Source organism: Thauera phenylacetica B4P (assembly GCF_000310225.1).
Taxonomy (GTDB): domain Bacteria; phylum Pseudomonadota; class Gammaproteobacteria; order Burkholderiales; family Rhodocyclaceae; genus Thauera; species Thauera phenylacetica.
Genome location: NZ_AMXF01000160.1, coordinates 1 through 9,492 on the forward strand (window position 1 = coordinate 1; position 9,492 = coordinate 9,492).

Consider the following 9,492-nt stretch of genomic DNA (forward strand, 5'->3'; position numbering starts at 1 on the left):
GGAGGGGGCGCGCCCAGGGCCCGCGGTGGAAGGAGCGGGGGGCGTGGAGGCGGGAGGCACGGGCGTGGCGTTCATGGCTCGGGGTGGGCGTCCGCCCGCGGACGAGGCTCAGGCCGGGCAGACTTCCTGCATGCTGCACTTGGCGATGCCGAATTCGGTCTCGACCAGCAGCGGGTAAGAGGCGCCGCCGAAGCGGCCGGAACTCGCGATGTTATAGCCGATCACGCTGCCGGGCACGCGCCCGACGAGTACGCGACAGCCGATGCGGAAGCCGGCACCGATCGCGTGGCGAATCGCGCGTTCGGCGGCGTCCAGGGCGGAACGGGCGCTGGCGGCATTGCGCCGACCCTCGAGTACGGTGAGCGAGCGGGTGTGCATGGTCTCCTCCTGCAGGGCGGTTGCCGGAACGCCTCCTATGTGTCGTTGACGTTAACGTTAATTCTATGCCGAATCAAGAGGGCCTCTCACCGGCCCGGGAAGGGCATGGGCTCAGCGCAGGGTGGAATCGGCCTTGCGCTGCGGCACGAAGCTCACCTTGTGCGCCACCACCGTGTCGCGCATCTTCGCCACGTGCGGACGCAGCGCGCCGATCACGTGCATCTCGCAGCGCTTGCAGTCGAACTTCAGCGTCAGCGTCTCGTCGCCGTTGACGAGCTGCATCGGGTCGGGGCGGATGCCCTTCACTTCCTTCGGGCACAGGTTGAAGCTGTAGCGCAGGCAGTGCTTGGTGATCATCAGCGAGACGTCGTCGCGCTCCTCGTTGGCTTCATAGGCGGCGTCGATCAGCTTGACGCCGTGTTTGGCGTAGAAGGCGCGCGCCTGCTCGTTCGAGACGTTGGCGAGGTAGCTCAGCGCGTCCTGCGGGTAGGGCACCGGGGGCTCGACCGCGGCCGCGCGCGGCGGGCGGGCGTGGGCTTTCAGCCTCGCGGCCTCCAGTTGCTCCACCGCCTCGCGGCGCAGGGCGTTTAGCTGGCTGGCGGGCAGGAAGGGCGCAGAGGGCAGCTCGAGCTCGATCTCGCCCACCGTGAAGATCGTGTTGCCGAACTTGCCGAGGTGCTCGCGCAGGGTGGCGAGCGCGCGCTCGGCGTTCTGCGCCGGCTCGAAGGCGGCGGCGAGCGTGGCGGTGGCGGCGACGCCGTCCTCGTCGGTCAGCGTCAGCGCGAAGCCGGCGTTGGTGGTGGCGAAGCGCGCATCGACGCGGATGCGGCGCTCGGCGGATTTCTTCTCGAGTGCGCGCTCGAACTCGTGGTCGTGGTTGCGGAACAGCGAGGTGCCGGGCACGAGGTCCGTGGGCAGCGGATCGGCGGGGAAGATGCGGTCGATGCCTTCGCCGCCGCCGTCGGCCTCGGCGCGGTTGACGCGCAGCCCGGTGAGCTCGCCCTTGGGGTCGTACCAGGTCAGGCCGTCGGCGTTGTGGATCGGCGCCGCGCGCTCGACGTCGAAGAACTTGCGCCCCTTGGTGTCGATCTTCTTCACCCGGCCGATCGGCTCGCCGACGAACTTGGGCGATTCGAAGGCCTCGATGCCGTGGCGGCGGTCGTTGGTGAAGTAGTCGGTGTAACCGCGGTTGAAGGTCTTGTCGGCCTGCGGGGTGAAGAAGAAGGTGGTGCGCCCGCTGGAGGCGGGGCGCCAGGCGGGGCCGTCGGCGTCGGGGTGCGCGAGGATCTCGTCGAGCAGGCTGCGGTAGTGCGCGGTGATGTTCTTGACGTAGGAGAGGTCCTTGTAGCGGCCCTCGATCTTGAACGAGCTCACGCCCGCGGCGGCGAGTGCGCGCAGGTTGGCGCTCTGGTTGTTGTCCTTCATCGACAGCATGTGCTGGTTGCTGGCGACGGTGTGGCCGGCGGCGTCCTTGAGGTCATAGGGCAGGCGGCAGGCCTGCGAGCATTCGCCGCGGTTGGCGCTGCGCCCGGTGTGGGCGTGGCTGATGTAGCACTGGCCGGAGAAGGCCACGCACAGCGCGCCGTGCACGAAGTATTCGAGCTGGCAGGTGGTGGCCGCGGCGATCTTCTTCACCTCGGCGAGCGAGAGCTCGCGCGCCAGCACGATCTGCGAGAAGCCCACGTCCTGCAGGAAGCGCGCCTTGCTGGCGTCGCGGATGTCGGTCTGCGTGCTGGCGTGGAGCTGGATCGGCGGCAGGTCGAGCTCGAGCAGGCCCATGTCCTGCACGATCAGGGCGTCGACGCCGGCGTCAAAGAGTTGCCAGATCAGCTTGCGCGCGGGCTCGAGCTCGTGGTCGAAGAGGATGGTGTTGGTGGCGACGAAGATCTGCGCGTGGTAGCGGTGCGCGTGCCGCACCAGGCGGGCGATGTCCTCGACCGAGTTGTCCGCGGACGAGCGCGCGCCGAAGGCCGGGCCGCCGATGTAGACCGCATCCGCGCCGTGGTTGATGGCCTCGATGCCGAAGTCGGCGGTCTTGGCGGGGGCGAGGAGTTCGAGGGTGTGGCGGTCGGTGCTCATCGGCGTAGGGAGTGCGCAAGCGCTTGATTGGAAAGGCCGCGATGATAGCAAGCCGCGCCCCGGCAGGTGCGCCTGTGGGCAAAAAAGCGCGCGCCGCCGGAGCGTGCGGCGGACCGATCCGTCGCCCTGCGCCCCGGCAGCCTATCCTCGCGCCTGCGCCACCTCGAGTTGGTGTGCCAGTTCGGCTGCGAAGTTCGCCGCTGCGTCCGGCGTGGCGCCGAGGAAGAGTTCGGGCTCGATCGCCTCCAGCTCCATCAGCACGGGCCTGCCCTCATGGCTCACCAGATCGACCCGGGCATAGCTTGTCGCTGCGGGCGCATGCTGGAGCACGGCCTCGGCCAGCGTGCGCTCGGCCACGGTCGGCGTGTGCGCATGCACGGTACCGCCGTACATGTCCTGCACACGGTAGTCGCCCGCGGCAGGGCGCTTGCAGATGGCATGGGAGAAGACCCCGCCGAAATAGATCAGCGACACCTCTCCCGCCTCCGCGATGCTGCGCACGAAGGGCTGGACCATGACGTCGCCTTCGGCGACCAGGCTTTCCAGATGTGCCAGGCAGGCCGGGTCGTCGGCGCGGGTGCGCAGGGCGCCGATGGCACCGATCGACACGGCGGGCTTGACCACCACCTCGTCCCAGCCCTGCGCGGCCAGCCGTTCACCCGGGGCGGCGGCGGCGCGTTCGATCCACAGCGTGGGCACGACGGCGACGCCGTCGGCAGCGAGCTCGCGCAGGTAGCCCTTGTGGCTGTTCCAGGCGATCACCGTCGCCGGGTTGACGAGATGGGTGAGCGCGCTGGTGCGCTCGGCCCAGGCCAGGAAGGCCTCGAGGTGGCGGAAGTAGTCCCAGGGCGTGCGCACCACCACGAGCGGGTACGCGGCCCAGTTCTGCTCGCTGTTCCAGGGCAGCACGTCGGCCACGATGCCGCGCCGCGCGAGGGCTGTCACGAGCAGGTGGGTTTCGGGGTCCGGCTTGGCCATCACGGCGCCGGTGACGAGGGCCATGCGTGGAAGGTGTGGCATAAGGGGGTTGGGCGGTCGGAGGCTGGGCGGTTCGGGAGGTGGCGAGCGAGGTGGCGAGCGCGGACAGGGGTCCGCATGTGGGTAGCGAGTGTATCGGAGTGGGGCGTGGAGCGATAAGGGCGCTAGCCCGCACCCGTTTTCCGGCGCAGCACGAAGGGCAGCAAGACCAGCAGCCCGACCGCGTCGGCCAGCCAGTCGAGCGGGTCGCCGACGCGGTACGCGGTGGTCGACTGCGCCACCTCCATCGCCGCGCCATAGGCGAGCAGCCCGGCCGCGAGCACGCTGGCGCGCTGCGGCCAGGCGGCGATGCCGAGGGTCGCGAGGCCCGCGAAGAGGAGGGCGTGCTCGACCTTGTCCTGCCAGGAGAACAGCTTGATCACCGGCTCGATCGGCATCAGCGCGAGCCAGAAGGCGCCGAAGAGGGCGGCGATGAAGAGCACGCGCAGCAGCGTGCGAACGGATGTTGGCATCGGTGGTCCCAGAAAAGTGGTCGATCGATTGTGGCGCACGTGGCGCACGTGGCGCACGTGGCGCCGCGCGAGACTGCGTGGCGTGCGGTGCGGCGCGCAGGGCCGGAGCACGCAGCACGGAGCAGCTTAGCGGCAAAGGCGCGGCGCGTGGTGCGCTGCGGCAGAACCTGGGGAGAGGACCCGATGCAGGATGGCAAGGTTCGCGAACTTCCTGGTGTGCGCAAGCGCGCGCTCGGTTTGCTGCGCGTCGCGCTGGTGGTCGGTGCGCTCGCTGCCGGCAGCACGCTCGCCCCGCACGCTGCCGCCACCGGCATGGTGTACCCGAGCGAGGCGGGCCCGCTGCGCGTGACCGAGGTCGCGCGCGGCCTGGAGAGCCCCTGGGCGCTCGCCTTCCTGCCCGACGGTCGCCTGCTGGTGACCGAGCGCCCGGGGCGCATGCGCATCGTCGATACGGACGGACGCGTCTCGGAGCCCGTCGCCGGCGTCCCCGAGGTCCATGCGCGCGGGCAGGGCGGCCTGCTCGACGTCGTGCTCGGGCCCGACTTCGCCCGCGACCGCGTGGTGGTGTTCTCCTACGCGGAGCCGACCACGCGCGGCGCGCGCACCGCGGTGGCGCGCGCGCGGCTCGACGCCGACGGCCTGCGCCTGGAGGACGTGCGGCGCATCTTCGCGCAGGACGAGGACCCCTCGGGCAACCACCACTGGGGCTCGCGCCTGGTGTTCGGGCGCGACGGCCGCCTGTTCGTGACCCTGGGCGACCGCTTCCACCACCGCGAGCGCGCGCAGGCGCTCGACAGCCATCTGGGCAAGGTGCTGCGCATCGAGCCCGACGGCAGCGTGCCCGCCGACAACCCGCTCGCCGGGCGTGCCGACGCGCGCGCCGAGATCTGGTCCTGGGGTCACCGCAACGTCCAGGGCGCGGCCCTGCATCCGCTCACCGGCGAGCTATGGACGCACGAGCACGGCCCGCAGGGCGGCGACGAGGTGAACCGCACGCTCGCCGGGCGCAACTACGGCTGGCCGGAGATCACCCACGGCCGCGAATACGTCACCGGCCGCAAGATCGGCGCCGGCAGCGAGCGCGCCGACGTGGCGGCGCCGGTGCTGCAATGGACGCCCTCGATCGCGCCCTCGGGCATGGCCTTCTACACCGGCGACGCCTTCCCGCAGTGGCAGGGCAACGTCTTCGTCGGCGCGCTCAAGTTCCAGCTGCTCGCCCGCCTGGTGCTCGATGGCGAGCGCGTGGTGCGCGAGGAGCGCCTGCTCGAGGGCCTGGGGCGGATCCGCGACGTGCGCCAGGGGCCGGACGGCCGCCTATGGCTGCTCGACGAGAGCGGGGGCCGGGTGCTGCGCATCGATCCGCAGTGAGCCGGCGCCGCACCGAAGCCGGCGCCCGGCGCGCCGCGGCCCGCCTCAGCCCGCCTGCTTGATCGCCAGCACCGCCTGGTTGCGCAGGGTGCGCAGCATGGCGAGTTCCTGCTCGCTGATGCGCAGCTCGCCGGGGCGGTCCTTGTCGGCATAGATCATCGCCACCGGGCGAGCCTTGATCGTCAGCGGGAACAGCACGAAGGTGCGCGCCGCCACCGACTTGCGGTACCACGCCGGCACGCGGGCGGCGATCTTCGGGTCGTCCACGTCGCTGATCAGCACATCCACGCCGCGCGCGGTGGCCACGTTGAAGACGTTGTCGGGCTGGGCCGCGAGGCTGAAGCGTAGCTGCCTGGCGAGCTCACCCACCTCGGGGCCGAAGCCGAAGCGCCCGCACATGGTGTTGCTGCGCGCGTCGCGCACGCACAGCAGCACGCGCTTGAAGCCCATTGCGCGGTACATGGTCTCGAGGATGATGCGCAGCACGTCGTTGAGGCGGAAGTCCTCGACGAGGGTGTTGCTGATGTCCTGGATGCCGGCGCTCAGCACCGCCTGCGGGTCGGCGGCGCGCTGGCCCTCCGCGCCGCCCTCGGCCGGCAGCGACTGCTCGAGCAGGGCGGAGGCGGGCATCAGCGTGGCGTCGGCCTGCGCGCTCTCCGCCGGCGTGCTGCCGTCGATGAAGTGGCGCAGGTTGCGCCCGAAGCGCGTGTGCGCGAGGCTCACCTTGACCACGCGGGCGAACTCGCCGATCTCGTCGACCGCGCTGCGCAGGTGCTCGCGCGCCTCTCGTGCCGGCACCGGAACGGCCTCGTCGAAACGCGCGGCGATGTCGGCCAGCGCGCGCTCGCGCTCGGCCGGGGCCAGGCGCGACACCGCGTCGCAGCAGGCGTTGGCGCACGCGGCGAGGGCCTGCAGGCGCTCGTCGGCGGTGCGCGGCGGATGCACCGCGCCCTCGGGCAGGGCGCGCATGCTGTTCTGGATCAGTTCGGGGAAGCCCCAGGCGCGCGCGAGCGCGATGCCGAGCTCCTCGAAGCCGGCGCCGAGCACGCGCTGCGCCGCGTTCTCCTCGCTGCAGCCGTGCTGCTGCACGACGCGGCGGATGTCCTCGCTCTCCTCCGGAAAGTAGAACTGGCACAGCAGCCGGCCGAGGTTGTGGAACACCGCGCAGATGTAGCTCTGCTCGCCGTCGTGCAGGCGCAGGCGGCGGGCGAGCTCGCGCGCGAACAGGCCCGCCAGGCAGGCGCGCAGGAACTCCTCCTGCAGCTGGCTGGCGTTGGACTTGTTCTGCAGGTGCTCGAAGAGCAGCACGGTGATCGCGATGTTGCGCACCGCGTCGAAGCCGAGCACCACCACCGCGCGCGAGATCGTGCTGATGCGTCCGCCGCCGGCGGGGCGGAAGTGCGCCGAGTTCACCACCCGCAGCAGCTTGTTGGTGAGGCCGAAGTCGCGCAGGATCAGCGCTGACAGCGTGCCCACGCTCTCGGATTCGCTCGCCGCGATGCGGTTGATCGCCACCACCGATTCGGACAGCGCGGGAAAGTCGCCGCGGTGCCTCATGCGGCGCATGAGGAAATCCACCGCGCCGGGCCTGGTCTCGGTGCCGGAGGCCGCCTCCTCGTTGGATGGCCGCAGCCAGGCCTCGAGGGCGGCACGGAGTTCGGCGGCGTCGGCGAAGCGCGCGAGCGGGTCGAGCGCGGCGGCGCGCAGCGCGATCGCGGCCAGGGCCTCGTCCACCGGCGGGCAGTCCGCGGGCAGGGCGACCGCGGTGCTGCGCGTGCGCTCGAGCACCCTCTTCACGCCGCCGTCGCGCGCCAGCGGGCGACCGGCGAGCAACTCGATGAGCAGCACGCCGGCGGCGAAGACGTCGTTGCGCGGGCAGATCTCGCGGCGCTCGATGTACTCGGGCGCCATGTAGCCCGGGGTGCCGGAGAGGCCCTCGCTGGCGCCCGCGGCCTCGACGCGGCGGGCGATGCCGAAGTCCATCACGCGCGCATGACCGGCGGCGTCGATCAGCACGTTGCTGGGCTTGAGGTCGCGATGGATCACGCCCTGGGCGTGGGCCTCGGCGAGCGCGGCGAGCACCTCCAGCATGCGCTCGACCGCCTCGCCGGCGGGCAGCGGGCCGCGCCGGTCGAGCAGGGCGGCGAGGCTCTCGCCGGGCACGTACTCGAACACCAGGTAGGGGTCGTCGCCGTCCTCGCCGGCCTCGAACACCGGCACGATGCCGGGGTGGCGCAGCCGGCTCACCGCGCGCGCCTCGGCGAGCAGCGAGGCGTTGTCGTGGCCGGGGCGGGGGCCGAGGTGCAGCGCCTTGAGCGCCACCTCGCGCTCGAGCTGCGGGTCCCAGGCGAGGTGCACCACGCTCTGCGCGCCGCGCCCGAGCTCGCGGCGGATCTCGAAGCGGCCGATCGTGCGCGTCATCGTGCACCTCCCGCCGCGGCAGCGCGGGGGCGATGTGGGAACGGCGCCACGGCCCGGGTCATGCCGCGCTTTCGTGGCATGATCGCGGACCTCTCGAGCATGGATGGATGAGCCAGGATGGAAAGTCCCTTCAAAGGCAAGACCGGTCTGCGCCGGGTCCTCAACGCGGCCCGTTATTCGATGGACGGACTGCGCGCAGCCTACCGGCACGAGGATGCCTTCCGCCAGGAAATATGGCTCACCCTGGTCGCGGTTCCGCTCGCGCTGTGGCTGGGCGAGGGGGCGATCGAGCGCGCGCTGATGATCGGCAGCGTGCTGCTGGTGCTGGTGGTGGAGCTGCTGAACTCGGCGGTGGAGGCGACGGTCGACCGGGTGTCGCTGGAGCGTCACGAGTTGGCCAAGCGCGCAAAGGACGTCGGCAGCGCGGCGGTGCTGGTCGCACTGCTCAACGCTGCCGTGGTGTGGGGACTGCTGCTGTTCTGAAACGACCGCCCCGAGCCGGGGCGGCGCGGGATCAGGCCGACTTCGGGCCCCAGCTGCGCACCGGGCCGGTGTCGATGTGGAGGAAGTCGGAGTCGGGGTAGTAACCCACCCCCCCGGCGCCGAGCGTGAGCGCGGCGTCGCGCAGGCGGGCGGTATCGACGCCCACCAGGCGGATGTCGATCGCCTTGCCGTCCATGTGCAGGCTGCGCTTGGCCACGCCGCCGCCGCGCGTCTTGCGCAGCATGGTGTTGGTGGTGGGCGAGCGGTAACCGGAGATGATCTCGAAGGTGTCGCCGCCGCACGCGAGGCTCAATGCGTGAAGCATGTCATAGAGCCGGGGATCCATCCGTGTAGACTCTCCAGTTCGGAAGTCGCGCAGGAGCCAGTCCATGCGCTGCAGGGCCGGCTGGATGTATCCCTGGCGATTGCGGAAGGCCACGCGCAGGCGCTCTTCGGTGTGGGTGTGGCGGAAGGCGAGGTGCGGGTCGCGGGCGGCCTGGGCGGCGGCGGCCGAGAGGCCCATCGGCAGCGTGGCGAGCCCTTTGAGCAACAGGCGGCGATGCGGTACGACCTGATTCGGGATGATCTTGGACATGAATAATAAGCAATCCGAACAAGTACTTGAGGACCGGATGCTAATCCAAAGCAAGCCCGGGCTGGGTAAAAGTTTTGTAACTTTCGCGACCCTGGCTGCGCTTGCCCTGCTCGCGCCCAGCGTGCATGCGATGGCGGCCGGGGAGGCCGCGGCCGTGGCGATCGAGCCGGCCACGGGCGATTCCGCGCTCGCGCTGCGTATCGAGCAGCGCCTGCGCGAGCGTGCCGCGATGGCCGACGAGACCACCGCATTGTTCTATCTCGCGCGCGCTTATAGTCCGGTGTGGACCGAGCCCGCACGCGCCGAGGCGCTGCTCGCCGCGGTAGAGGCCTTGCCTGGGCATGGCCTGGATCCGGCCGATTTCGCTCCCCTGCGCCTGCGCGCGGCACTGCCCGCCGAATCCGATCCCGACCGCGCGGCCGAGCGCGAGCTGCTCCTCACCGACACCCTGGCCGCGCTGCTCTTCCAGCTCCGCCACGGCAAGGTCGATCCGCACGCGCTCTACCGTGAGTGGAACTTCACCCCGCCGCCCAACCCCTACGAGCGCGCGGGCGAGCTCGCGCGCGTGCTGCAGGCGCCCGATCTCGCCGCGGCGGTGGAGGCGCAGGCGCCCGACCTGGCGCTCTACCGCGCGCTGCGCGCCGAGCTGCTCGCACAGCAGGGCCGGCTCGCCGGCGG

At 71.3% G+C, this 9,492-nt stretch carries 9 protein-coding genes; 3 read left to right on the top strand and 6 right to left on the bottom strand.

Going from position 1 to position 9,492, the window contains the following annotated elements; genetic code table 11:
* Positions 1-108: 108 nt before the first annotated feature.
* From C667_RS16415 to C667_RS16430, 4 genes are all read right to left on the bottom strand, one after another.
* Positions 109-378 carry a hypothetical protein gene (locus tag C667_RS16415; protein ID WP_004370230.1) on the bottom strand — a complete coding sequence of 90 codons (270 nt, stop codon included), beginning with the start codon at positions 376-378 and terminating at the stop codon, positions 109-111.
* A gap of 111 nt (positions 379-489) precedes the next feature.
* Positions 490-2,457 (bottom strand): peptidase U32 family protein, encoded by a 1,968-nt coding sequence (locus C667_RS16420; protein WP_004370233.1) that lies wholly within the window; start codon positions 2,455-2,457, stop codon positions 490-492.
* Positions 2,458-2,598: 141 nt separating this feature from the next.
* Complete coding sequence (locus C667_RS16425; RefSeq protein ID WP_004370234.1) at positions 2,599-3,459, bottom strand: ATP-grasp domain-containing protein; 861 nt, start codon at positions 3,457-3,459, stop codon at positions 2,599-2,601.
* 140 nt (positions 3,460-3,599) lie between these two features.
* Positions 3,600-3,947 (bottom strand): VanZ family protein, encoded by a 348-nt coding sequence (locus C667_RS16430; protein WP_004370237.1) that lies wholly within the window; start codon positions 3,945-3,947, stop codon positions 3,600-3,602.
* A gap of 183 nt (positions 3,948-4,130) precedes the next feature.
* Here C667_RS16430 and C667_RS16435 point away from each other — a divergent pair, with 183 nt between their 5' ends.
* Complete coding sequence (locus C667_RS16435) at positions 4,131-5,315, top strand: PQQ-dependent sugar dehydrogenase (RefSeq protein WP_004370239.1); 1,185 nt, start codon at positions 4,131-4,133, stop codon at positions 5,313-5,315.
* 45 nt (positions 5,316-5,360) lie between these two features.
* Here the strand turns inward: C667_RS16435 and C667_RS16440 are convergent, their stop codons facing one another.
* Positions 5,361-7,736 carry a serine/threonine protein kinase gene (locus C667_RS16440; protein WP_004370241.1) on the bottom strand — a complete coding sequence of 792 codons (2,376 nt, stop codon included), beginning with the start codon at positions 7,734-7,736 and terminating at the stop codon, positions 5,361-5,363.
* A 117-nt stretch (positions 7,737-7,853) separates the two neighbouring features.
* Between C667_RS16440 and C667_RS16445 the strand changes: the two genes are divergently transcribed.
* On the top strand, positions 7,854-8,219 hold the full coding sequence (locus C667_RS16445) for a diacylglycerol kinase (RefSeq protein WP_004370243.1): 366 nt from the start codon (positions 7,854-7,856) through the stop codon (positions 8,217-8,219).
* Positions 8,220-8,250: 31 nt separating this feature from the next.
* Here C667_RS16445 and mepK read toward each other — a convergent pair whose 3' ends face one another.
* Positions 8,251-8,814, bottom strand: a complete 564-nt coding sequence (gene mepK / locus C667_RS16450) for a peptidoglycan L,D-endopeptidase MepK (protein ID WP_004370244.1) — start codon at positions 8,812-8,814, stop codon at positions 8,251-8,253.
* A 37-nt stretch (positions 8,815-8,851) separates the two neighbouring features.
* Here mepK and C667_RS16455 point away from each other — a divergent pair.
* On the top strand, positions 8,852-9,492 hold a 641-nt coding region (locus tag C667_RS16455; RefSeq protein WP_503169810.1), incomplete at its 3' end, for a L,D-transpeptidase scaffold domain-containing protein.

Excerpts from the sequence above, each read along its gene's own strand:
- C667_RS16415 (WP_004370230.1), bottom strand. The coding sequence starts at position 378 with ATGCACACCCGCTCGCTCACCGTACTCGAGGGTCGGCGCAATGCCGCC.
- C667_RS16420 (WP_004370233.1), bottom strand. The coding sequence starts at position 2,457 with ATGAGCACCGACCGCCACACCCTCGAACTCCTCGCCCCCGCCAAGACC.
- C667_RS16425 (WP_004370234.1), bottom strand. The coding sequence starts at position 3,459 with ATGGCCCTCGTCACCGGCGCCGTGATGGCCAAGCCGGACCCCGAAACC.
- C667_RS16430 (WP_004370237.1), bottom strand. The coding sequence starts at position 3,947 with ATGCCAACATCCGTTCGCACGCTGCTGCGCGTGCTCTTCATCGCCGCC.
- C667_RS16435 (WP_004370239.1), top strand. The coding sequence starts at position 4,131 with ATGCAGGATGGCAAGGTTCGCGAACTTCCTGGTGTGCGCAAGCGCGCG.
- C667_RS16440 (WP_004370241.1), bottom strand. The coding sequence starts at position 7,736 with ATGACGCGCACGATCGGCCGCTTCGAGATCCGCCGCGAGCTCGGGCGC.
- C667_RS16445 (WP_004370243.1), top strand. The coding sequence starts at position 7,854 with ATGGAAAGTCCCTTCAAAGGCAAGACCGGTCTGCGCCGGGTCCTCAAC.
- mepK (WP_004370244.1), bottom strand. The coding sequence starts at position 8,814 with ATGTCCAAGATCATCCCGAATCAGGTCGTACCGCATCGCCGCCTGTTG.